The organism is Chitinophaga sp., assembly GCF_017745275.1.
GTDB lineage: Bacteria > Bacteroidota > Bacteroidia > Chitinophagales > Chitinophagaceae > Chitinophaga.
On the sequence record NZ_JAGHZS010000008.1, the window covers coordinates 411,323 to 435,164 of the forward strand.

At 44.3% G+C, this 23,842-nt stretch carries 17 protein-coding genes; 8 read left to right on the plus strand and 9 right to left on the minus strand.

Features of this window, described 5'->3' with window-relative positions; genetic code table 11:
- Positions 1–535 precede the first annotated feature (535 nt).
- The 6 genes from radA to ricT all read left to right on the plus strand — a co-directional run bounded on the left by radA (position 536) and on the right by ricT (position 6,896).
- Positions 536–1,912: a DNA repair protein RadA gene (gene radA, locus J7623_RS25065; protein WP_291925732.1), complete on the plus strand. Its 1,377-nt coding sequence runs from the start codon at positions 536–538 to the stop codon at positions 1,910–1,912.
- A 33-nt stretch (positions 1,913–1,945) separates the two neighbouring features.
- Positions 1,946–2,635 carry a ComF family protein gene (locus J7623_RS25070; RefSeq protein WP_291925734.1) on the plus strand — a complete coding sequence of 230 codons (690 nt, stop codon included), beginning with the start codon at positions 1,946–1,948 and terminating at the stop codon, positions 2,633–2,635.
- 202 nt (positions 2,636–2,837) lie between these two features.
- Complete coding sequence (locus J7623_RS25075; RefSeq protein ID WP_291925736.1) at positions 2,838–3,359, plus strand: glutathione peroxidase; 522 nt, start codon at positions 2,838–2,840, stop codon at positions 3,357–3,359.
- A gap of 130 nt (positions 3,360–3,489) precedes the next feature.
- The gene (locus J7623_RS25080) at positions 3,490–4,038 is read left to right on the plus strand and encodes a hypothetical protein (protein WP_291925738.1); all 549 of its coding nucleotides are present in this window, start codon (positions 3,490–3,492) and stop codon (positions 4,036–4,038) included.
- A gap of 36 nt (positions 4,039–4,074) precedes the next feature.
- Positions 4,075–5,214, plus strand: a complete 1,140-nt coding sequence (locus tag J7623_RS25085; RefSeq protein ID WP_291925740.1) for a hypothetical protein — start codon at positions 4,075–4,077, stop codon at positions 5,212–5,214.
- A 146-nt stretch (positions 5,215–5,360) separates the two neighbouring features.
- Positions 5,361–6,896 carry a regulatory iron-sulfur-containing complex subunit RicT gene (gene ricT / locus J7623_RS25090; protein WP_291925743.1) on the plus strand — a complete coding sequence of 512 codons (1,536 nt, stop codon included), beginning with the start codon at positions 5,361–5,363 and terminating at the stop codon, positions 6,894–6,896.
- Between the two features lie 268 nt (positions 6,897–7,164).
- On the opposite strand, the gene J7623_RS25095 is transcribed toward ricT, so the two are convergent.
- Complete coding sequence (locus J7623_RS25095; RefSeq protein WP_291925748.1) at positions 7,165–8,217, minus strand: nucleoid-associated protein; 1,053 nt, start codon at positions 8,215–8,217, stop codon at positions 7,165–7,167.
- Between the two features lie 154 nt (positions 8,218–8,371).
- Here J7623_RS25095 and J7623_RS25100 point away from each other — a divergent pair, with 154 nt between their 5' ends.
- Positions 8,372–9,265 (plus strand): SMP-30/gluconolactonase/LRE family protein, encoded by an 894-nt coding sequence (locus J7623_RS25100; protein ID WP_291925751.1) that lies wholly within the window; start codon positions 8,372–8,374, stop codon positions 9,263–9,265.
- 80 nt (positions 9,266–9,345) lie between these two features.
- Here the strand turns inward: J7623_RS25100 and J7623_RS25105 are convergent, their stop codons facing one another.
- The 8 genes from J7623_RS25105 to lptB all read right to left on the minus strand — a co-directional run bounded on the left by J7623_RS25105 (position 9,346) and on the right by lptB (position 22,337).
- Entirely contained in the window at positions 9,346–12,369 is a 3,024-nt protein-coding gene (locus J7623_RS25105) for a glycoside hydrolase domain-containing protein (protein WP_291925754.1), read from the minus strand.
- A gap of 117 nt (positions 12,370–12,486) precedes the next feature.
- Positions 12,487–13,944, minus strand: a complete 1,458-nt coding sequence (locus J7623_RS25110) for a RagB/SusD family nutrient uptake outer membrane protein (protein WP_291925757.1) — start codon at positions 13,942–13,944, stop codon at positions 12,487–12,489.
- Positions 13,945–13,966: 22 nt separating this feature from the next.
- Positions 13,967–17,137, minus strand: coding sequence for a TonB-dependent receptor (locus J7623_RS25115; protein ID WP_291925759.1), 3,171 nt, complete (start codon positions 17,135–17,137; stop codon positions 13,967–13,969).
- A 250-nt stretch (positions 17,138–17,387) separates the two neighbouring features.
- A complete protein-coding gene (locus J7623_RS25120; protein ID WP_291925760.1) occupies positions 17,388–18,500 on the minus strand; it encodes a FecR domain-containing protein in 1,113 nt (370 codons plus the stop codon).
- 82 nt (positions 18,501–18,582) lie between these two features.
- Positions 18,583–19,101, minus strand: coding sequence for an RNA polymerase sigma-70 factor (locus tag J7623_RS25125; protein ID WP_291925763.1), 519 nt, complete (start codon positions 19,099–19,101; stop codon positions 18,583–18,585).
- A 152-nt stretch (positions 19,102–19,253) separates the two neighbouring features.
- Positions 19,254–20,003, minus strand: a complete 750-nt coding sequence (gene fabG, locus J7623_RS25130) for a 3-oxoacyl-[acyl-carrier-protein] reductase (RefSeq protein ID WP_291925766.1) — start codon at positions 20,001–20,003, stop codon at positions 19,254–19,256.
- A gap of 17 nt (positions 20,004–20,020) precedes the next feature.
- On the minus strand, positions 20,021–21,553 hold the full coding sequence (locus J7623_RS25135; protein ID WP_291925768.1) for a GH3 auxin-responsive promoter family protein: 1,533 nt from the start codon (positions 21,551–21,553) through the stop codon (positions 20,021–20,023).
- Between the two features lie 22 nt (positions 21,554–21,575).
- Entirely contained in the window at positions 21,576–22,337 is a 762-nt protein-coding gene (gene lptB / locus J7623_RS25140; RefSeq protein ID WP_291925772.1) for an LPS export ABC transporter ATP-binding protein, read from the minus strand.
- Between the two features lie 163 nt (positions 22,338–22,500).
- Here lptB and metF point away from each other — a divergent pair, with 163 nt between their 5' ends.
- Complete coding sequence (gene metF, locus J7623_RS25145; protein ID WP_291925776.1) at positions 22,501–23,454, plus strand: methylenetetrahydrofolate reductase [NAD(P)H]; 954 nt, start codon at positions 22,501–22,503, stop codon at positions 23,452–23,454.
- The last annotated feature ends 388 nt before the right edge of the window (positions 23,455–23,842 follow it).

Below are 23,842 nucleotides of genomic sequence, written 5' to 3' on the forward strand. Positions count from 1 at the left end.
GGGCACAAATATCTCACCAGATACCCCCTTTTAAGTTTTATTTAGCACTTGTCTGCCATCCCTTCCTTTTGTCTAAAAATTATAAATTTAACACTGTCATTTTGGCGTAAAAATTATTTTTTTAGCCTAAAAGGCGTCTGTTTGTCATTTAAAAAATTATCTCTTATTATTACTTTTTCATATGCAAAAATCATCAACATCAACCCTATTTATCAACATTTTACGAGCCCCCAATGAAAGTAATATTAGATAAAAACAAGCGCTGAAACAAGCGATGGCAGCCACTTTGTTAGATATGACAGATCCCTCAAAAGTTATTCACATCAATTAAATAAACTTTTTTATTCTGAAGCCATTTTGTAATTTAGACCTGAATTTAATGGGTTAGTAAGTAGAAAGAGTCAGCGGAATCTTCCGTTTGGCTCTTTTCTCTTTTTATACCTTTTTCCCCTCTTTTTATCGCTTCTCTTTTTATGATTTTGATGCAATAAGTATAAAACCATTTACTTTGTATGCATCCTGTTTTAAAAAAATTATGAGTAAAATAAGAACCGCTTTTTTCTGTCAGAATTGTGGATACGAATCAGCAAAATGGAATGGAAAATGTCCGAGTTGCGGAGAATGGAATACGTTTGTTGAAGAGAGAGTACAAAAAGATATTCCACTGAAGCAACAAGAATGGAAAAACAATGATATTACCACTGCCCGCACACATAAAATCATCAATCTCGCTGAAGTAGTTACCAGGGACGAAGAAAGAATATTAACCCCCGACAATGAACTTAACCGTGTGCTGGGAGGCGGTATAGTGGCCGGTTCCCTTGTATTGGTAGGCGGAGAACCCGGCATCGGAAAATCCACCCTCTTCCTGCAAAACGCACTTCAACTGAAGCACGTTAAAACACTTTACATCAGCGGTGAAGAAAGTGAACAACAGATAAAAATGCGTGCCGACCGCATACAAAATTCCAATGAGCAATTTTATCTGCTTACAGAAACTTCTACCCAGACAATCTTCCAGGAAATAAAAAAATTACAGCCACAGCTGGTCATTGTAGATTCTATTCAAACGCTACACTCTCCTTTCATAGAATCAGCACCCGGCAGTGTATCACAAATCAGGGAAACGACTGCAGAATTACAGCGCTTCGCCAAAGAAAGTAATATCCCCGTATTCCTGATCGGACACATTACCAAAGATGGCTCCATTGCCGGTCCAAAAGTGCTGGAACATATGGTGGATACAGTATTGCAGTTTGAAGGAGATCAACATTATGCCTATCGTATCCTGCGTACCATCAAAAACCGCTTTGGCTCTACTGCCGAACTGGGCATCTACGAAATGACCGGCACCGGCCTCCGTCAGGTGACCAACCCTTCTGAAATTCTTATCTCACAACGGGAAGATCTGCTCAGCGGCGTAGCAATATCTGCCACCATGGAAGGGATGCGCCCACTCCTGGTGGAAGTACAGGCGCTCGTTACCCAATCCGTTTATGGAACCCCGCAACGTACCGCAACCGGATTTGACCTTCGCCGGTTACAACTACTGCTGGCCGTACTGGAAAAACGGGGAGGATTCCATTTCGGCGTAAAAGATGTGTTCCTCAATATTGCCGGAGGCATCCGCGTAGAAGATCCGGCCATTGACCTGGCCGTGTTATGTGCCCTGCTCTCCTCTTATGAGGATAATGCCATTCCACCGAAGATTTGTTTTTCGGGAGAAGTAGGACTGAGCGGTGAAATAAGGGCTGTAAACCGCATTGAGCAAAGGATCGCAGAAGCAGAAAAACTAGGCTTCGAAAAAATATTTATTTCCCGGTACAACAAGAAAGGCATTGATTTCAGTAAATTCCATATTGAAGTAATTGCTGTAGGCAGAGTGGAAGAAGTATACCAGCGATTATTTTAACAACAGCTATATTCTACTTTAAAAAACCATTTCATGTTAACCAGTTTGTTATCCCCACTGGTTCACCTGTTTTATCCGCATTGCTGTGAACTATGCGGTACGGATTTGCCCGAAACAGATGAACTTTTATGCCTGCGTTGTATCCAGGCATTACCCCTCACCCATTTTCACCGCTACCTCCAAAATCCGGTAGCGAAGGTATTCAACGGCCGGGTAGCCATACAACAGGCTACCGCAACGTATTATTACAGCCAGTCGTCCGGAATACAACAACTCATCCATCTTTTTAAGTACCGGCAACGCCGCGACATTGCTGCCTGGTTAGGCAGGCAAACCGGCTATCAACTCCGGGAAAGCTCCTGGATCGGCGACATTGATATGCTGGTACCCGTACCGTTGTTTCCCCGCAAAGAAAAAATGAGGGGATACAACCAGGCAACTGTGCTGGCTAATGGTATTGCACAGGTCATTCCTTTACCGGTACAACCAACTATGCTTTCCAGGCTACAGTTTACCTCCACACAAACCAGGAAGGGAAGAACAGACCGCTGGCAAAATGTATCATCTGCCTTTAAAGTAAATGGCCATCTCGCCGCAGATACGCATGTACTGCTTATCGACGATGTGATTACAACCGGGGCCACCACCGAAGCCTGCTGTACGACCCTTCAACAGGCAGGTGCCCGGGTGAGTGTGTGCTGTGTTGCATTCGCCTGGAAATGAGCCAAAAGCATAAGGTGGAAAGCAAAAAGCCATTAGCGGGATAATGATTTTTAAATCTCTTACCCGGGTCAACAGTTTTTCGCTTTCCGCCTTATGCTTTCAGCTTCTCAGAAAAACTTCCCTTTTTTTGAAACGGAATGTTAACTTTACAAATACCAGCCAACCGCTGATAATTTTAATCAGTCTTTAAAAAAACGTCTCTATGTTCAAGCTAGCAATACTATCAATGGTGATGCTTTTTGCCTCTTCTCATCTCTACGACTTCAAAGTAGAAGCTGTTGATGGTGGAAAAATAGACTTCTCCAAATACAAAGGAAAGAAAGTCTTAATCGTTAATACAGCCTCTCTCTGTGGAAATACGCCGCAATATGAAGGACTCGAAAAACTCTACAAGAAATACCAGAATAAACTGGTGATTGTTGGTTTTCCGGCAAACAACTTCGGTTCACAGGAACCCGGCAGCAACAAGGAAATACAAGAGTTCTGCACAAAAAAATATGCAGTAACATTTCCGATGGCCGCTAAAGTTTCTGTAAAGGGAACTGATATACACCCACTGTATAAATGGCTGCTGGAAGAAAGTAAAGCCAAACATTTTGAACCAGCTGAAGTTACCTGGAATTTTCAGAAATATTTGCTGGATGAAAAAGGCAACCTTGTGGCTGTTTTTTCACCTAAAACACAACCAGAGTCACCAGAAGTCATTGCTGCTATAGAAAAGTAATAGCCGCAATCTTTTATCGTTCTGTTGCCAACTTTGTGTATTACGAGCTTTTACAGCTACCTGCGTTAGCGTATATACGTTAACGTAGGTAGGCTGCTATTTTTTGTTCACAATTGCGCAACTGTATTTCATGAAGCACCAATTTACCCCTGCTAAAAACACCTGGCTGTTGACAGCCTTTGCCAGCATTTTCCTGTCCCTTGCCGCTTGTCAAAACGTTATTGACGATCCTCCTCTTTCCTGTCCCGCGTTGAAAATGACGGCTACCATTGGTACTAAGGTTAATATCATGCATTTTTCCAGTGGCATTATATTTCGCTCCAGAACAGACAGTGGTGGGTTGAAGCTGTTGAATATAGAAACAGCTTCGGACTCGGTTAAAATAGTGTTCAATCTTACAGACGGTATGTATGATGAAAGTGCGATGAAGAACGACAGCCTTCACCGGGACACTTTCTACTTCCCTCATCGGGGAGCACCGGGAAAAGGACTGGTGGTGGTATCCGTTGCCAATAACAATGGCAACTTTGATTTACTGACTACCGATACTTCACAGATTATTATTGATAAGGTAAATACCAGGGCAAAAACGATTTCCGGGAGCTTCTCTTTTATGGCCAACAGTGGAACTGTTACGGGTCGGGGCACGTTTGAAAATGCCTGCTATGTATCGTTGTAATAACCGGGATTACCCCCTTTTCATTATCTTGCGCCCATGCTATTTTCAGATATTATAGGACAGGCAGAGATAAAGCAACAGCTCATTCAATCTGTTCAGCATAACCGGCTAAGTCATGCCATGATACTACTCGCCCCGGAAGGGGCGGGTGGTCTGCCACTGGGCCTGGCATTTACCCAGTATCTTGTTTGCGAAAACAAACAGGAACAGGATGCCTGTGGTCAATGCGCGGCCTGTATCAAAGCAGCCCAGTTTATACACCCTGATATTCATTACTCCTACCCGGTTATTCCCCGCAAAGCGGGCGATAAACCCATCAGTACCGATTATATCAGTGAGTGGCGGGAATTTGTGGTGGCGCAGCCATATGGCAATGCGTACGACTGGTTACAGTTTATAGGAGCTGAAAACAAGCAGGGAAACATTACTGCTACCGAGTGCCAGGATATTATTCATAAATTGAACCTGAAGAGTTTTGAAAGTGGGTATAAAATCCTCGTGATGTGGATGCCTGAATACCTGGGCAATGAAGGTAACCGCCTGTTAAAACTGATTGAAGAGCCTCCTAAAAACACGCTTTTTATTCTTATTGCAGAAAACCAGGAGCAAATATTAGCTACTATCTTATCAAGAACACATCTTATTAAAATAAATCCGCTGGCAAAAACGGATATGGTGACTGCGCTCCAGGAAAGGAGCAATGTACCCATGGCCAAAGCAGAACAAATTGCTACCCTCACGGCGGGTAATTACCGGGAGGCGTTGTACCTGCTGCAGCACTCGGAAGATGACTATCATGAGCTGCTCCGGAACTGGCTTAATCACTTATTTACCGGTAACCGGGTAGCCCTGCAGGAGTGGATAGAAGGTATTTCCAGCGCTAAAACCGGGCGGGAAAATCAAAAGCAGTTCCTGCGGTACTTTATAAACCTGATGGAACACACGCTCCGCTTACAGTACCTGGATAAAAGCCAATTAGCTTTTTCCCCTGAAGAAATGGACTTTGCTGCCAAGCTGGCTAAATTGGCCAACCTGGAGCAAATGCAGGAAATTACCGAGGCGCTGAACAATGCCAGCTACTATATTGAACGGAACGCGAATGGAAAGATGCTATTTCATGCCCTGTCCATCAAGCTGCAATATATATTTAAAAAGAAACCTTTACCTGTTATGTAACTACCGGGATATCCTGAAGGGCTTATCAGCTGCTTTTCCCTATCTTTGTTGCTTCCGGCCTTTTGTTTTTCTGAAAGGAAAAACGTATTTTGAAGAACTGGAATAACCTGAAATGCTTATTTATAAAATTTAAACTAATTAATAATATGGCTTGTGCCGGATGTGGTACGGGTGTGGATGGGAAGCCGTCAGGATGCAAGAGTAATGGAGGATGCAGCACAGGAGGTTGTAACAGACTGAATGTATTTGACTGGCTGTCCAATATTCCCCTTGGTGATAGCTTAGCACCATTTGACATTATAGAAGTAAGTTTTAACAACGGCAGCCGCAAAGACTTTTTCCGGAATGTGACCAAACAACTCTTTGATAAGGGTGAAATGGTTACCGTGGAAGGAGTAAGCGGGTTTGACGTTGGTACGGTAAGCCTGACAGGCGAACTGGTAAAACTACAAATGAAGAAGCGACGCGCGGAAGATACACCCGAAGTAAAAAAAGTCCTACGCCGTTCAACTAACGACGACCTGCAACGAATGAGTGACAACAAGTCACGCGAGAAAGAGGCGCTCATTAAATCCAGAGCATTAGCCCGTAATCTCGGACTTGAAATGAAACTCGCTGAAGTGGAAATCCAGGCTGATGGCCGGAAAGCCACCTTCTTCTACACCGCAGATGATCGCGTTGATTTTAGAGAATTAATTAAAGTATATGCCTCTGAATTCAGGGCCAAGGTGGAAATGCGCCAGATAGGTGCCCGCCAGGAAGCCGGAAAAGTAGGAGGTATCGGCAGCTGCGGCAGGGAGTTATGTTGCTCCACGTGGTTGTCTGATTTCAAAAGCGTGAATACAACCGCTGCCCGTTATCAGAACCTGTCTATCAACCAGGCGAAGTTATCCGGACAATGTGGTCGTTTGAAATGCTGCCTGAACTACGAACTGGACACTTACCTCGATGCCCTGAAAGACTTCCCTGAAGATGCGGATAACATTGAAACTGCCGGCGGCGTAGCTCACCTGCAGAAAAGGGATATCTTCAAAAGCCTCATGTGGTACTCCTACGAAGGCAGTAACAAACAATATCCGCTTACTATTGCCCGGGCAAAGGAAATACGCCAGCTCAACAGGCAAGGTATCAAACCAGATGACCTTAAACCAGTAGAAGTGGTTACCGCCAAACCAAAAGAAGCGGACCTCGGATACGCAGATGTGGTAGGGTTAATCAGTCTGAAATCTCTCGAAAAAACTGCTCAGAAGCGGAAACAGAAAGACAAAGACAAGCAAAAACAACAAAAATCCGGCGAACAGAAACAAGGTCAGGGTGCTGGTCAACAAAGACCAGAACAAGCTCCAAAAGGTGCACAGAGACCAGATAATCGCCAACAACAGGATCGTAAACCCAAACAGGAAAACCGTCCGCAACAACAACGGCAGCAAGCTGGCAATCAGCCTAAACAAGGGCGTGATCAACAACCCCGCCCCGAACGTGCAGAACGTCCTGAACAGGGACAACGGCAGCAAGGCCCCAGACAGCAGCAAGGTCCTAAGCCATCCGGAGGGCAACAACCTGAACAAGGTGGCGGACAACAACCCGGACAGGCACCAAGACAAGACAGGCGCCCACCGCGGCATAAACACCGCCCAGGTAATCCAAATAAGCATAACAATCCTGAAAAGGATAACAAATAGTATAGAGCAGAAAGCGTAAAGCAGAAAGCAAAAAGCTATTAAAGCGAATGACCAGAGCATATGAGTAATTTAAATACTCGCTCTGGTCATTCGCTTTAATAGCTTTTTGCTTTCTGCTTTACGCTTTCTGCTAAAAATAAAAGGCCGCCCAGACGAGGCAGCCTTTGTTAACAATTGGTTTTTGCTTATGAGAAAATTTTAAATACACTCGTTTATCTCTCTTCACAAAATCAACCACACAGCTGCCTCTACTGTTTCTTACACGGACCTACGCTTCATTTTCAAACAGTAGCTTATAATAATTCATGTTCGTAGCTTCATCAAACCCACGCTCTATCATTTCGCGGTTGCCGTGAATATACACATGAAAGTTCTTATCCAATTTCAAAATGCTCTTAAATACTTTCTGCTGTTTCTTAACAGCAGGTGCGGATATTTCAAATTCGTCAGGGATATCTTGTTGAAAATGACTCGCGTACTCGTTTCTATATTCTTTAAAAGAAGCTATTGCATCAGGATGCCCCAGTACTTCTTTGGCAAAATCGTCTAACTGGAATTGTTCTTTTTCTTTAAAATAAGCGGCTGATTTATTTAACAGATCCACCTGATCCACCCTATCCATCTCATACTCCGTTGGCAGTTTATTATGTATAAACAGCTTACACATGTCTACTGCTGTTTCTGTCTGATGGTAACTATCCTCGCGCCGCTGCACCTGCAGAAATGCATCCTTCCAGTATACAGCCTCCGATTGTTTGCTGTTACTATCTATAATGCTCACCTTAAAGCCTTCAGATTCCTCTGTATTAAAAACAAGACAACCTTTATCCAGCTTATTGATGTTTATACCATCTTCATAGTTCACCTGGTAATTTTCGTCTGCCAGAAAGACTTTTAAATAGGTATCGCGGTTCTCTGACTTAAAAATGCCAATGGCCTCCACTTCTTCACCATCCACCTGACACTTGCTAAAGTAGGCTATATATAACTCTCCGCCTTTTATTTTGGGATGGGTGGAATGTTTATACAGATGCCTGGCAATATTAACTGACTGCTCCTGAAATTCGCTTTGGTCAGTAAATATACGTCGACAATATTGAAAAATTTCATTCAATTGTATATCTGCGTCGTGCCGGAACCGGAAATACTCTGCAGCATTGGAAAAAGGCTGAATAAAATATGTTAGCAATAACTGGCTGATCGTTTCATCTTCCAGCTGCAAAGGCGCTTTGGAACAGAGTAAGGCCTCGTCATTCGAAGAGTTCCCTACTTTGTGAATAGTTAGTTGCGCCAAATCTTTAAACTCCGAAACATGGATCATGGGCGCAAAATTAATAAATTAGTTGACAGCCAAAAGAACCAGCCCAACGGGTAATTAATTCTTGATAATTTCATTACATAAGGACTTCCCTATTCTTAATACACAGAAAAATCCCAAACAGTTACTTAATTTAAAGTTTTAAAATACAACACACATGAGAAAACAAATATGCCTGATGGCCTTCCTCTCTGGCTGGGGCTTGCCCATGATGGCCCAACAACCCTCTGCCTCCAGACCCTTGTATGAAGCCCGCGATCTCACCGCTGAGAACCTGTTTTCTACAAATATTGAAGGACCCAACTTTGACAAAGCAGGCAATTTCTATGTGGTAAATTTTAAACAGGATGGCACCATCGGTAAAATAAATACACATACCGGCGCCGGCGAAGTATTCGTGACCCTCCCCGATAGCAGCATAGCCAACGGCGTTCATTTCAACAGCAAAGGCACCATGCTCCTGCCAGACTTCATCAAACACAATGTACTGGCCGTAGACATGAAAACAAAAAAGGTCAGTGTATATGTCCATTCCGATCAGTTCAATCAACCGAATGATCTTTGCGTGAACAGCAAAGACCAGATCTTTGTATCTGATCCCAAATGGGCCAACAATACCGGGCAACTCTGGCGCATTGATGCCAACCGTGTTCCGGTATTACTGGAAGCCAATATGGGTACCACCAACGGTATCACCCTCAGCCCCGACGAAAAAACCCTGTATGTAAACGAGAGTGTGCAACGCAAAGTTTGGAAATACACGGTAGACAAAGCGGGCAATATCTCCCATAAAACCTTATTCGCCAGCTTCCCCGACTTCGGATTTGATGGTATGAAATGCGATAAAGCCGGTAACCTCTATATTGCCCGCTGGGGAAAAGGTGTGATTGCAGTGATGTCGCCAAAAGGCGTATTGATCCGCGAAATACCACTGAAAGGAAAACAATGCAGCAACCTCGTTTTTGGGGATAAAGACAAGAAAACCGTGTATGTAACCCTACAGGACAGAAAATGTGTGGAAACCTTCAGGGTGGCGATTCCAGGTAAATAAAGAAACTGTTTTTAAATAAAATACAACGGGGATATAAGCCACATACTTATATCCCCGTTGTATTTTATTTAAAGAAGGGCTTAGTTCTTTATAATCAGTATTTTTCCCTTGTTCTTTGGAACCAGGATGCTGGCGTCTTTTGCCAATACCTGTCCCTGCTGGAAATTACGTATGTCCGGCGCCGTTATTACAGCTTTTGCAGGGTTGATGCCCAGTGCTTTCCAGTCGATGCTTAACTGGACGTTCGTATCTTCTGCCGCCCAGCTGGCAATAGACACCAGTACCGCGCCGTCTTTCTTATAGATAGTAGCTGGTACCAACGGATTGCCGGTTTTAACCGGGTTGTTTTCTACCCAGTATCCTATCATTTTTGTACCCTGCATACCAAAATCATCCCATACTTTCCAGATAGGACGCGGGTCTGAGTTTTCCGTCCATGGCATGCGGTTAGTCATACCATATACCATTCCGCGCCACTGATTTCCGCCATCCTGCAACATTTCGCCCATCAGGCCAAATGGAATACCACTCACTTCTGTGAGGAAAAAGTCAGGGCTGTTATTTTCGTAATCGAAGTATTCGCCGAACCAAAGCCGGTTCAGATATGGGAAGTGTTCCATATATAATACGGCGCTGTTAATGAACCCATCTGACTTATTATACTGATTAGCAGAATGCAGATCAATAATACCCGGATGGTTATCCCTGGTCAACACTCTTTTCACACGCTTCATCGTTATCCGGTCAAAGGCCACGTCATCAAGATAAATACCATCTATACCCACGTTCTGTACCAGCCAGTTCATCCCCTCTACGTAATAGTTATGCCAGCGGTTCATGCCACTGTTGATGATGGCTGCGTCTTTGAATTCCGGTACAAACCAGGCAGCGATATAATCCTTCCCAATATGCTCCTGTAGCCAGGAAAAGCCACCACCTTTACCCGGGCTGTAAACTTCATGCCCCAGGCTACGCAACGGGAAGGTTTCCCAGGCGTGATTCGACAACTCTCTTACTGTGTTATAGATCTTTACCTTCAGTCCCTTACTGTGTGCTTCATCTATATAAGACTTCATCTTTTTCCACTCAATAAACGGATAGTTGATCCAGGGATTAATATCATTACCATGATGAATATTCACCACTGTGGCCCCGGTAGCCTTGATGCTATCCAGGTTGTTGTACCGGTGGTAAAACCGGGTAGACCACTGGAAATCGGTGTTAATGGGGTGAAACGGCGTAATGATCAGGTGGAAATTATAATACAACACCTCTCCTTTATGCAGCGTTCTTTCGCCACTATAGCTGTTCACCAAAATAGCCTTTCCTTTTTCCCCGATGGTGATCCCACCTTTATCGCCATTACCCCAGGAAGTGGGCAGCAGCAATGGCTTCTGGAGATAGAAGTTGGTATTAAGGGGGCGTACATAATTTTCGTCGCGGAGATTGAATTGTATCCCTGCATTCACATCCCCGATCCAGGCGCCATCCTGGTTTTTATTCTTTACATCCCATTTCCAGTCGATCTTTTCAGGACGCACTCCTCCTTTCTGATTCAGGCCCATCATATACTTAGCAGCTCCTTTATCAAATGGCAGGTGCATAGTAATTTCTTTGAGAGATATGTCTTCCAGTGCTGTCACTTTTACGGTGTAATCCAGGAAGCCATCAAACTCCAGGGAAGCATTTACATCCATTTGCAGGCCGGTAGTGGTATTCACCGCCTGCCAGCTTACTTTACCCGCCTCTTTGGCCGTCATTTGCCAGCCATTGCTTTTCCAGGTCAAATCCTTACCGGTGGCGGCAGAGATGAAGTGAAAATGTATCGGTTCTGTGAAAATATTCTTCGCCTGCGTGGATAACTCCGTCATTTCTGGTGTGAAAAACGTTTGTATCTGTGCAGGGAAACCATCTTTATTAATGCCTACTTTACGTCCCAGTAAACTGATTACGCTGTCTTTTACTTCCAGTGGTGTGTAGGGAGCAATCACGGAATTGTCCTGTGCCAGCGTGGAGTTCAGCCATTTTAACCGGCTTTGTTTCCAGGGCTCATTGAAGCCACTGTTAACGGCTGGTTTATTCGTTACCGTTAACGTAATTCTTACCGGCATGGCGGGCATACCGTCAGCGCTAAGCGTGGCAGTTCCTTTATAAACTCCTGCTGTGGTGGATTCTGGCACATCAATACCACACCACAACGCCTGTACCTGGTTAGCGGGGATATTCACCTTTGCGGTAAATGGTTGCGCATCATAGGTGGTACCGGTGGTGTTAATACAGTTTAACTGCGAAGCGGGAATTGTTTTACCACCTGGTGCAGTCAGATCAGCAAATGTAATTTGCACATCTTTCATATCATGCAGGGCATAAATACCTACCTGGAAAGCGTAGTACTCTCCCCTGCCGGCCTCTCCAGTAAAGGATTGCGAGGATCCCTTCTTTATCCACCGCTGGGGCAGATCCTCCGTCATTTTAATAGGGAACTGCCTGTCTTCCGGAAATACGAGATATCCTGCGCCCGGATGCTTCAGCAACAGTTGTTGTTTTTCCGCAGCAGTGGCAATTACCTCCATCGGATAAAAGCTGTTGAAAGCATCAATGGCTTCCATTTCTTTCACGATGGCATTAGATTTCATTCCGGCAGGAATGGACTGCAGCCAGGCATTATCAGCGGTTTGCTCCGGCGCCAGGTAAGTGCCTTTAGGATAGTTATCCCTGCCTTCATTTTTAGACGGCAGGTAATATATGTAGTAGTCGCCTTTCCCGGAGATAGGCTCAAAGCAGATATCGCCCTGCTCACGGGTAAGCGCCAACGTTTTTACGTTGGTAATTTTTTGCTTTGTTTTAGCATCCTGTACAATGATGCGCTTTGCTTCCGGATGTTCATCGCGGCGGCGCCATGGAATTACTACGCGGGCCACTTTAGCGGCACCATTAAAGCTCACTACCACCCGGTGGTTACCGAGGGAATCTGCATTCCAGCTATTATTGCCTGAGGTATATTTCAGCTCCTGGGCTACGGCCGTAGTCAATACACCAAATGTAAGCCCTGCCAGCAGCAGGCCTTTCCTGAAGTTGCAGGAATGACGGTTGATCTGATACATGAAAGGAAAATAAGTTTTTAAATGTTCACCGGTTATAAATTTACTATTGTTGTGCCGTCTTTTCCGGATTATTTTATAAAAGTAAAAGCCCCATTTACGGGGCTTTTACAGGATATTTTATTGAAGTGGATTCTGTACCAGGTTAGGATCCAGCAGAATTTCCTGCTGAGGAATAAAGTGTACTACACTTGCATCCGTGTACTTCACCGTTTGTGGATTGGTTTGTACCCCCGGATAATTCCGGTACAGGTTCCTGTTATTACGGAACAAATCAAATGCCCGGTGTGTTTCAAATGCCAGTTCCAGGCGGCGTTCATCCAGCACGATATCCAGTACGGAAGCATATCCCTGGAGATCTGGCAACGTAAATAATGCGTTACCGCTTAAGCCTGCCCGTTTACGAATGATGTTCACGTCTGCAATAGCCGCATCGTTATTTCCCAATTTAGCATTGGCTTCCGCACGGATCAGGTACATTTCCGCCAGGCGCAGCACTACCGGAGAACTGAGCGTAGGCACGTTATCCTGGTTAGAGTATTTCAGGATGTACCATTTAGGCACGCCATTACGTGTAGCCAATACCTTGTTGCCATTGGCATCTGTGGTATAAACCGCCTGTACAAACTTGTTCCTGATATCTTCAGGATGTTTATGCAATAAATCGAGGTAAGACTGAGAAGCATACATTTCACCATATCCCATACCACCCGGAGACATATAATACATAGAGCCAATAGAGCTCCAGGTGCGGTCATCCTGTAAGGTGTGGTGAATAGCAAAAATAGTTTCCCGGTTGTTCTCATTACTCTTGGTATAATACCCCGGCATGTCAGAAGTTGAAGTCAGGGTAAAGTTACCGGCGTTAATAACAGAATCTGCATAAATACGGGCAGAATCATTTCTCTCCATATACAGGTACACTCTTGCCAGCAGGGCCTGTGCGGCTGCTTTGGTAGCATAGCTGTTGCTATTGGAGTTGTCCATCAGGTCTTTCCCTTTTTTCAGATCGGCTACAATTTGTCCGTATACCTCTTTCACGGTATTACGTTTAGGCAATGCCGTTATATCGAATTTGGTAATAACTGGTATCCCCAGGTTGGTTTCGGGACTTTGGGTATAAGGACGGCCGAATGTTCTTACCAGGCCAAAGTGAACGAATGCACGGATAAACAGGTTTTCACCGATCATCTGGTCAACAGCGGCAGACTTACCCTCCGTCATTACCGCCAGCAGTTTGTTGGCGCCATTGATAGCCTTATACCCCATACGCCAGATCTGCAGGGCGTTACCCTGGTTAGTCAAGTGACCGTATGTATAAGAGTAAAATAAAGGATCAGTAGTAGCTCCACTCAGTGATACATCATCACTGGGGAATTCTCCCATCTGAAAATAGTTACGTGTAAAATTTTCTTCTTTTAATAATGCATAGTTACCTGCGGTAGCTGCCGGCCATTTGGTTTCATCTTTCAGGATGGCATCATCTTTCAGTGCACTATACGGTTCTTTCTTCAATGAGCAGGAAGTGGCTACAGATAATAACAACAGGCCTGCAATATATTTTGATATGTGATTCATGATTAATCTCTTTTAGCTCCTGTTAAAAATTAATTTCAAGTCCTGCAAACCATTTGGTACTGGATGGATACTTAATAGAGTTGATACCACGATCATCTACTTCAGGATCCAGACCAGAGAATTTGGTTGCTGTCCACAGGTTGTCGCCGCCAATAGAAATTCTGGCATTTCCTACATGAACGCGGTCCAGCCAGGCTTTAGGCAATGCATAGCTCAGGTTCACGTTTCTTAAACGCAGGTAGCTGCCATCTTCCAGGAAACGGGAAGAGGGTTTATGTGAATTTTTGTTGCCCTTGATTTTGAACAGTGGATGAGTAGCATTATCGCCGGGTTTCTGCCAGCGGTTCCAGCCCTTATCCAGTTCCATCATGTTGTAAGTATAATAAGCCCCGTCATTATCCATCAACTCACGGGTGCTGTTATACACCTGGTTGCCGGACACAAAAGACAGGAAGGCGCTTAACTGGAATCCTTTGTAAGACCAAGTATTACGCATACCACCAAAGAATTTTGGGGTAGCAGAACCTACAATCTGTAAAGAGGCATCGTTGTAATTGTTGGTGGTGGTTTTGCCGGTTACTTTACCGTTCGCATCTGTAATCAGTTTTTCCCACAGTGGATCACCATTGGCCGGATCTACACCTGCCCATTTACGCATATAGAAGCTGCGCATATCCTGTCCCTGGCGCAATACAAAATACCCACTGATCGGATCTATGATCTGATCTTTACCACCGTACAAATCAGTTACACTGTTTTTATTAAAGCCGATATTGAAATCGGTACTCCACTTAAATTCACCTACCAGGTTATCGGTGCTGAGGTTGATTTCAATACCTTTATTGCGTACAGCCCCTACGTTCTGTGAAATGTAGCTATAGCCGGCAGTTCCAGGCAGCGGCACATTAAACAGGAGGTCTTTATTATCTTTCTGATAAAGCTCGAGTGTCAGGTTAATCCGGTTAAACAATCCCAGATCGATACCGATGTTGGTGTTATACGCTTTCTCCCAGGAAAGATTAGGCACATTGTAAATACTTTGGTAAGCGCCTGGGAATCCATTATACTGGGTATTGATGGCATAAGCACCAATAGAGCTATAGTCGCCAATTTCTGCATTACCGGTAGTCCCGTAACTGGCTCTTAACTTCAGATTGGTAATGGCTTTAATGGGCTTAATAAAGCTCTCTTCAGAGATGGCCCAGGAAGCACCAAAAGCATAGAAATTACCGAATTGTTGATTCACACCAAACTTAGAAGAACCATCTCTTCTGAAGGAAGAAGTGAAGTAGTACTTATAATCGTAGTTATAGTTAGCCTGTACAAAGTAAGAATTGAACGCACGGGCAAACTTGGTTCCTCCGATAGCCATAGGCGCCGAAGTACCATCCAGTACATCTACACCCTGAATAATACCTTTACCTTTTGCATTGATATCATTCATGTTTGATTGCTGGAATTCTGCACCTAATAATCCATCTACGTTATGTTTTTTATTGAAGGTATATCTTGCTTTCAACAGGTTGGAGCTAATATACGCAGCCGTATCCTGGTAGTAGTTGTAGAGGTTACCACGATCATCGGAGCCGGATGATGTTCTCACATCTCCGTTGCTTTCCTGGTTGAAGTGATAGTATTGTGCACGGTTGGTAGAGCTGAACGTTAACCATTTAGTGATGTCATATTCCAGTTTTACCAATGCTTCGAGTGACTGTCTCTTATTCTTGATATAGTTATATTGCTGGTCATACACGAAGTTGGTCATATCCCTTCCATACCAGGTATCTGCGGTGAGCGGATTTACCGGGTTGCCATTGGCATCATACGCTTTATCCCAGGGCAGGTTGGTGTAATACTGGTACAGGGAACCATTGGAGTTATCCTGGTCAGTAGTTTGCGTACCGGCAGCATTAAAGCTGACACGGAATTTATCGGTAATGTTATGATCCAGGTTGAGGCGTGCGCTGAAGCGTTCTACACCAGTACCTTTCAGGATACCATCTTCTTTATAATAGTTGCCACCCAGGTAGAATTTTGTTTTTTCATTACCACCACTGGTAGATAATTCGTAGTTCTGGTTGGTGGCATTCTGAAAGGCCAGTTTCTGCCAGTTAGTATTAATAGTCCGGAGAGATGGATCTAACTTCGCTCCTGCGGCTGTTTGCAGGTCGTACAAATCGGTGCCGTTCATCAGGTGAAAATGTCCGGTGTTGAGTTTAGCGGTTCCGATGTTGGTGCGGAAATTAACCTGTGTTTTACCAGCTTTACCTCTTTTGGTAGTGATAACCATTACACCGTTGGCGGCACGGGCGCCATATAAGGTGGTAGCAGCGGCATCTTTCAATACCGTTACGCTTTCAATGTCGCTTGGATTGGGAAGACCGCCAATGATACCATCCACTACTATCAGCGGGGAGTTACCAGCGGTGAGCGTACCGTTACCGCGGATACGGATAACCGGCGCTGCAGACGGATCTCCGGAGGCGTTACCCACGAACACACCACTCACTTTACCCTGCAACATTTTATCCATGCTGCTGGCGGTAACATCTTTCAATTTGTTGCCGCCTACTACCTGCGCTGCACCGGTGAGGTTTTTAGTGGTAGTGGTGGTATACCCCATTACTACTACTTCTTCCAGTTTTTTGGTGTCCGGATCCAGTTTTACATTTATTTCCTGACGGCCACCTACCGGCACTTTCTGGGTAGTATACCCGATAAAAGAGAATACCAGGATACCACTTTCGGCAGGCACCTGGATGGTATATTTACCGGTTGCATCGGTGAGGGTACCGGTGCTGGTGCCTTCTACTGATACGGTTACACCTGGCAGTGGCTCTTTGGTATTGGCATCAGTTACATAGCCTGTTACTTTCTGTTGCGCAACGCCAGTAGGGGTAATCACCACCAGGTTGTTTTCCAGCACACGATAAGTAACATTGGAGCTATTGAAGAGTAACTTCATGATGTCATTGATCTTCTTATCCTTCACATCAATGGTAACCGCTTTATTGAGATCAGCAAAATTTTCGTTGTAGAAGAAACGATAATTGCTTTTGTTCTCGATCAGCTTGAATACCTCTTTCACGCTGGCGTTTTCAGCATGTAGTTCTTTTATTTTCTCCTGGGCAGATACGCTGGCGGATACTTGTAAAAAACCTCCGAAAATCAGCAGACCAGTCAGTTTCGTCATAAGCAATAATTTTCGCCCGGGGCAAAAAAATGCCGCCAGGTTTGCAGTGGATTTCATAAACTTGTATAGATTTTAGTTAAACGAATAATTACGGTGATATGGCCCGTCGCAAAGGCCATTCACCAACTAGTGATTTTCGTTGAATTGGGGGTGAGTCGCATCACTCCCAATTTTTTTTAGTTCCTCATATCGGGCATGTAAGTTTTGTTTTACAGGTGATGAATGTTGATACTCCTACACACTTTGGTGATTACTTTGTTTTAAATGCTTTAATGTATTTTTCTTTCAGTTCATTGTCCACTTCAAGGGTCACTGTTCCCTTATCTATGGAGTATTTCAGCGGAGCTGTTAATTTAAGAATATTCAGTACCTGCTCCAGTGTTTCCTGTCGGAAGGTGCCGCTAAAGCGATACTCTTTCAGTTCTGGTTCTTTAAAGATCACTTTTACGTTAAACCGGCGCTCCATGGTAATGGCCAGTTCGTCCATGGTTTGAGCGGCTACAATCCAGTTACCATCTTTCCAGGCGGTATATATTTCCGTATCGTTCACATCCCGGGTTTCAACCGGAGCAGCAGTGGTGCTGGCTCCGCCAGATACCGGCATTGTGCCGTGTTCACTGTTATTGTTTGCCAGCGGTTTCTTATATACCACATGCTGATGTGGTTTCATCATAAGACCAAATGGTGTGGTGGTTTTGCTGCCGTCTATCTTCACTTCTCCATCCACCAGGGTAGTTACCACCGTTTTGTCTTCCGGGTATGCTTTTACATTGAAAGAGGTACCCAGCGCGAGTATTTTCAGGTCAGAAGCCTTTACGGTGAAAGGTTTCTGTGCATTGGTATGCACTTTAAAGAAAGCCTCTCCTTCCAGTTTTACTTCGCGGCCGCGGAGATTATACGACTGTGCATATTGCAGCTTACTGCCTGCATTCAACCATACTTCTGTACCATCAGACAATTCAATTTTGGTGGTGGCCCCTTTTGGGCTGGTTACTGTTACCATTCCGTTGCTGCTATCTCCTTTCTTCAGCGATGACCAGGCATATACCAGGCCGCCACCAATTAAAAAGGGCAGTGTATAAGATGCCGCTATGCGGAAATAACTTTTCCACCTGTTTACTACTAATGGTGGCCTTATACCGGCATTCTCCTGTAGATGCTCCCAGGCCGCCGTGGTATCATATGATCCTGCCGCTGCTGTTGCCTGCCATACATCCCGCAATTGCAGGAAATAAGACCTGTTCTCTGCGTTAGCATTGATCCATTGTTCCAGCATCTCCTGTTCTTCGGCAGTAATATTGCCGGATAAAAAGCGTGCAATCAGGTCATCTACCTGCTCCTGTGTATAGTTAGGCCCCATCATATTAAAAACAAGTACTAAGACAATATTTCAGATCGGACCGGGTGACAAGGAAGGAAAAAAAATTTCTTTTTAATTTAACACGCTACTTTAACAAGGGGAGTAATTCATCGCGTAACCGTTGCAGGGCGCGGGTCATCTGTGTTTTGACGGTATTAACGGAGATCCCTAAATGGCGGGATATTTCGGGATAACTGAGTTGTTCAAACCTGCTGAGGCGGAAAACATCCTGGCACTGAGGAGGTAGTTTGCGGATAGCTTTTTCAGCCAGCTGTTCGAGTTCAGATGTTTCCAGCATATCCGCAGGTGAGTCTGAAGGAAGACTAAAAAGCTGGATGCGGGATTCCATCTGTTGCAATAACTCGCTGCTGTATTGGGTTCTATTCTTGTTTTGTTTAATAAAGTTGAGGCAGTTATTTTGAACAGCTCTATACAGGTAGGCCTTTTCCGATACCTGTATATTGAGGTCGTCGTATTTCTCCCATATCTTCATGAAGGTGTCCTGTACAATTTCTTCTGCGAGATCATGCCTGTTCACAAAGTCATAAGCAAAGGTGCAGAGCGCAGGGTAATACGTTTTGAATAATGATTCAAAAGTCGGCATTTGATGTTGTTGCTGGACTATATTTTTACTTACTTCCTCCAAAATATTCCGGACATCCGCGCTATGTTCACTTCGCCAAAAGGTACGACAAGTAGCCCCAATAAAAAAACGCGGGTTATAAGCCCGCGTTTTAACATCTTTAACTTATTGAATTACATACACAAACCGCCACAAGTGCTGATAGTTTGCCCTGTTACATAGCTGCTCATATCAGAAGCCAGGAAGAGACAAACGTTGGCGATATCTTCCGGTGAACCGAAACGGGCCAAAGGAATTTGTTGAATATAATTAGCAGCGCCCTCTCCTTCTTTGAGGTAGCTGGTCATATCTGTTTCTACGAAACCCGGTGCTACTGCGTTGCAACGGATATTGCGGCTACCCAGTTCCTGGGCAATGGATTTGGTAAATCCAATAATACCTGCTTTAGACGCGGCATAGCTGCTTTGACCAGCATTTCCCATAATACCAATTACGGAGCTCATATTGATAATGCTACCGCTTTTTGCTTTCATCATAGGGCGTATTACCTGTTTGGTCATATTGTATACGCTCTTCAGGTTAACGTTCATCACGTCATCCCACTGTTCTGGGCTCATGCGGAGCAACAGGTTATCTTTGGAAATACCTGCGTTATTTACACAGATATCAATTTTGCCGAACTCTTTCAATACATCAGCTACCAGAGCTTCGCTTTCCTCATACACGCCGGCATTGGATTTATATGCCTTTGCTTTTACACCCAACGCTGTCAGTTTAGCTTCCAGTGCCTGGGCTTTTTCATCGGAACTCACATAAGTAAAAGCTACATCAGCTCCCTGTGCTGCAAATTTCAAAGCAATTGCCTCGCCGATACCACGGCTGGCGCCAGTTACAATCGCTACTTTGTTCTCCAGTAATTTCATGTTATAGTTGATAGGTTTTAAGCGTTCATGTTGTTGGCCGCAAATTTCAGAATTTCTTCGAGGTAATTACGGTCGTTATTCAATCGGGGAACTTTATGTTGTCCACCAAGTTTACCTTTACTCTTCAGGAATTCGCAAAAAGTTCCTTCCGGCAGTACATGTATCTGCGGCATATGTAAGGCGATATCCTTATATCTTTTCGCCTCATAGTCCGAGTTAATGGTTTTTAACGTACTATCGAGCACGTTAGTAAACTTATTGATATCATCTGGTGCTACCCCAAACTCAATCAGCCATTCGTGTCCACCATTTCCGTGGTCACTGAAGTAAACAGGAGCAGCGGTATAATCATTCACCACAGCGCCGGTAGCCTCTGAAGCTTTGGCGATGGCGGTATCAGAATTTTCTACGATCACTTCTTCACCAAAGGCGTTGATAAACGATTTGGTTCTGCCACTTACTTTAATCCGGTAAGGAAGCAGGGATGTAAATTGTATGGTATCTCCTACCAGGTAACGCCATAATCCGCCGTTGGTGCTGATAACGAGGGCATAGTTTTTACCCAGTTCCACCTCTTGTAATTGCAGTGTTTCCGGGTTTTCCTTGCCCAGTTCCTCCATCGGCATGAACTCATAGAAGATGCCATGGTTCAGGAACAGGAGCAGTCCTTCTTCTCCTATCACATCTTGTGCAGCAAAGAAGCCCTCAGAAGCGTTATAGGTTTCCTGGTAATGCATGAGTGGCTTACGGATCAATTTCCTGAACTGTTCGCGATAAGGGGTGAAGCTTACGCCGCCGTGCATATATAATTCCACATTAGGCCATACATCAGCCAGGTTGTCTGTACCGGTAAGTTCAAAGATGCGTTTGATCAGTACGATGGTCCAGGTAGGTACCCCAGCTATAGAGGTCACATTTTCGTGGATCACCGCGTTGGCCATGCGTTCTATCTTCTCCTCCCATTCGTCCATGAGTGCAATTTCCAGGTCTGGCGTGCGGATCATATTGCCATAAAAAGGCATGTTCTGCAGCATTACGGCGCTCAGGTCTCCAAAGTAGGAGTCGCTGTTTTCCGACAGTTTGTTCACCTGGTGGCTACCACCTATGACCAGTGACTTCCCGGTAAAAACATCTGAATCCGGGAAATTATTGTAGTAGAGAGAAATAACATCGCGGCCGGAGCGGTAATGGCATTCATCCAGACTTTCTACCGTTACCGGTATAAACTTGCTTTTATCGGCGGTAGTACCGCTGGATTTAGCGAACCATTTGATAGGTGTATTCCAGAGTACATTTTGCTGTCCCTCCATCGTGCGCTGTATATAGGGCTTGATGGTATCATAAGTATGAATAGGAACGCGCTGCTTATATTCGTCTATCTTATAAATCTTCGAAAAGCCGTACTGCTTACCGAATTCGGTATATTGAGCGGCACTGATAAGGTTTTGGAATACCTGCTGCTGCACTTGCACAGGATACTGCATAAAATATGCAATACGCCCCATGCGTAATCTTGCCAGTTGTGATATTGCAGGACTTAAAATTCTCATATAGGATGCTGTAGAATTATTTTTATTGTTTAGCTGCTTCGTCCAGGTAATCTTTCCGGCGCAAAATAAAATTCTGGCCAAGATACACTTTTCTTACCTGTTCGTCGGCTGCCAGCTCTTCTGCTGACCCTGATTTAAGGATTTTGCCTTCAAACAATAAATACGCCCGGTCGGTAATGGACAGTGTTTCCTGTACATTATGGTCAGTAATGAGGATACCTATATTCTTATACTTGAGTTTAGCTACAATACCCTGGATATCTTCCACGGCAATGGGGTCGATACCAGCAAACGGCTCGTCGAGCAGGATGAACTTGGGATCTACAGCCAGTGCCCGGGCTATTTCAGTGCGGCGTCTTTCGCCTCCGCTCAGTACATCTCCGGGGCTTTTACGAACGTGGGTTAGCCTAAATTCAGCTAACAGGCTTTCGAGCTTGTCTTTTTGTTCTGCTTTTTTAAGCTTTGTCATTTCCAGTACTGCCGCAATATTGTCTTCCACGCTCAGTTTCCGGAATACGGAAGCTTCCTGTGGCAAATAGCCAATACCCATCTGGGCTCTTTTATACATGGGCAGTTTGGTAATGTTCTGGCCATCCAGGTACACATTCCCTTCATCCGGCTTAATAAGCCCTACAACCATGTAGAAGGAGGTAGTTTTACCTGCTCCATTAGGGCCCAGCAGCCCTACTATCTCTCCCTGAGACACCTCCACAGATACATGGTTTACCACCGTTCTGTTGCCGTAACGCTTTACCAGCTGGTCTGTATGTATTCTTAATGCCATATGATCAAACTTAGCAAAAATAAACAATTCATTCAGTTAGCCTAGTTATAGTTGTCATAAGATTAAAAATGATCTGATTATAATTAGGGGATATCTTATTTTTGCCGGCGTATTTTAGCAGGAATCGCCGTTTTCATCGCATTCTCCAAAGCTTATAAACTTTATGAAAGTAACTGAACATATTGCACAGGCCAAAGACACCCTGATTTCTTTCGAAATCCTTCCTCCTTTGAAAGGAAAGAGCATTGACTCTATTTATGACCACCTGGACCCGCTGATGGAGTTCAAGCCGGCATATATTAATGTGACTTACCACCGAAGCGAGCATATGTTCAAGAAGAAGGCAGATGGCTCGTTTGAAAAGGTAGAAATCCGCAAACGTCCGGGCACAGTAGGTATTTGTGCTGCCATTATGAACCACTACAACGTAGATGCTGTTCCTCACCTGATTTGTGGCGGATTTAGCCGGGAAGAAACGGAAAATGCCTTGATAGACCTGAACTTCCTGGGGATCGACAATGTCCTGGTTTTAAGGGGAGATGCCCCTAAAAACGAAACTTTCTTTGAGCCAGACCCTCACGGTCACAGCTATGCGATAGAATTACTGGACCAGGTGGCGCATATGAATAACGGCGTATACCTGGAAGACGACTTGCAAAGCGGGGTAAAAACGAACTTCTGTATTGGGGTTGCCGGCTACCCTGAAAAACATTTTGAGGCGCCGAACATGCAAACAGATTTGGCTCATCTGAAAAGAAAAGTAGAAAATGGAGCTGATTATATTGTTACACAGATGTTTTTTGATAACCAAAAGTTCTTCGACTTTGTAAACAAATGCCGGGAAGCGGGTATCACTGTGCCTATTATTCCGGGACTGAAACCGCTGACATCAAGGAAACAAATGACAATGCTGCCACGTATTTTCCATGTAGATATTCCTACTGACCTCTCTTCCGAGATCATGAAATGCAAAACAGACAAAGAAGTAGAGCAGGTGGGAACTGAATGGTTAATTGCACAATCCAAAGAGTTAAAGGCATTTGGCGTACCGGTATTACATTACTATACACTTGGCAAACCGAAGGTAATTCGTGAAGCAGTAGCCGCTATTGTGTAAGAGATAATTGCATCATAAAAGAAGGGAAGGACAGAAGTCTTTCCCTTTTTTTCGTTTTTCTCTTTCATATAAAAAAATAATGCCATTATGTAGATACATAGTGGCATATCCCTATAACTGTCACACTTTTAATTATAACTGTCCAATGATCGAAATCACCGCTTGGTGATCTCTTTCGCTAATAAGACGCAGTAAATACCATTGTCCCCTACTCTGTTTAAAAAAAAATATAAACACCGAAAGCAGAAGGCATAAAGCATAAAGCTATTATAGCGAATGATCAAAGCGAATAACTATGAAATGCCCCCTAAAAGTTGGACACTTTTAGGGGGCATTTTTATGGCAGGAAAGACAAAATTCAGTTTAAAACAGAAGCTGTCAGCAGTGC